Raw genomic sequence first — 1,122 nt, 5'->3', positions numbered from 1 at the left:
GTCCGGGTCTGGGCGAGATACCAGAATTCGGCATGGACATTGTAGAACGGTAACCAGTTCATAAACGGGGTCGGGTCAAAACTATCGTCGATATACCAGATTTGAGCGGCTGCATCCCAGTGTGCGCCCAATTTGCGGGCCTTCTCGTGTTCTTCATCGGGGACATTTAAATCAATCCGCAGCATATTACTTCCTTTATTCTTCATGGTTAAGTCTTGGCTGAATACGTTAGTCAGACTATTTAGCTAATTTTCACCAAAGCATAAAGAGTTTATTGCTGACCGCCGCTAAAAAACGCCGCATCCTTGGCATTTTGGAACCTATCATAAGGTGAGTGTTTATGCGCGGTGGCTTTTTGATATCCTGTTCTGCCTGCCTGCTGGGGCTGGCTGTGTTGTGTATGCCGCTGGCGCAAGCGGCCGAAAAAGACGAACTGGCGAATGCAAAACGTCTGATTGAGCAGGTGCAGATAGCACTGGAACGCGCCAGCATCGCAGAAAATCCGTCTGATACAGCAAAATACCCGCGTTATGACTTTGATTACCAACGCATCAAAACCGACCTCAACACCCTCAAAGCGGGCATTGATCACTACCTAATGCCTTCCCGCGACCAGCCCCAGGGGTCCGGCACATTATCCGGCCATTACCGTCAGGAAAACCCGCAATGACCCCGGCACAACGCAATGCTTTTGAAGTGGCCTCCGGCCATTTTGATATCACTTTTTTGTATCTGGTGTGCGTCGGGTTTTTTCTGGCCACCCTGTTTTTCTGGGCGGCCTGGGCTGCGGTAGATGTCTGGCAGGGCTGGGCGAATGAAAAAGTGCGTAATCAGACCCTCAGCCAGTTTGCCCTTCGAACCGCGGTATTGCTGGTCGTGGCTGTCTGGATGTTTGCCAGTTAATGCAGCGAACATAATGAAAAGGAACAGAGTCAATATGAAGCCCATTTTTACCGTCTGCCGGCGTATCAGCACGAGCCTGATGACCAGAATAAACGCCTTTCTTTTATTGTGCTGCTTTTCCTGTCGATCCGCCTGGGCGGATTTGCCCGCTATCGAGCCGCCGAAAAGTGGCGGCGGAGGCGGATTGCTGGGACAGGCTAAAGGGTACGCGCAGGATGG

The 1,122-nt window shown here is 51.4% G+C and carries 3 protein-coding genes; 2 read left to right on the top strand and 1 reads right to left on the bottom strand.

Annotated elements, in window-relative coordinates:
- Window positions 1-185 (bottom strand): DUF5710 domain-containing protein (locus AAY47_RS19200; RefSeq protein WP_235428420.1); only part of this gene is annotated, 185 nt, incomplete at its 3' end.
- 155 nt (window positions 186-340) lie between these two features.
- On the opposite strand from AAY47_RS19200, the gene AAY47_RS19195 reads away from it, so the two are divergent.
- Together AAY47_RS19195 and AAY47_RS19190 are read left to right on the top strand one after the other, a co-directional pair.
- Window positions 341-670 (top strand): RAQPRD family integrative conjugative element protein, encoded by a 330-nt coding sequence (locus AAY47_RS19195; protein ID WP_047771943.1) that lies wholly within the window; start codon window positions 341-343, stop codon window positions 668-670.
- The gene (locus AAY47_RS19190; RefSeq protein ID WP_047771942.1) at window positions 667-903 is read left to right on the top strand and encodes a TIGR03758 family integrating conjugative element protein; all 237 of its coding nucleotides are present in this window, start codon (window positions 667-669) and stop codon (window positions 901-903) included. Before AAY47_RS19195 ends, AAY47_RS19190 begins: the two co-directional genes overlap by 4 nt.
- Window positions 904-1,122: the final 219 nt, after the last annotated feature.

The organism is Xenorhabdus griffiniae (genome assembly GCF_001028135.1).
Lineage (GTDB): Bacteria > Pseudomonadota > Gammaproteobacteria > Enterobacterales > Enterobacteriaceae > Xenorhabdus > Xenorhabdus bakwenae.
The sequence above is the reverse complement of the archived record's forward strand: the minus strand, read 5'-3'. Positions and strand labels throughout refer to the sequence as shown.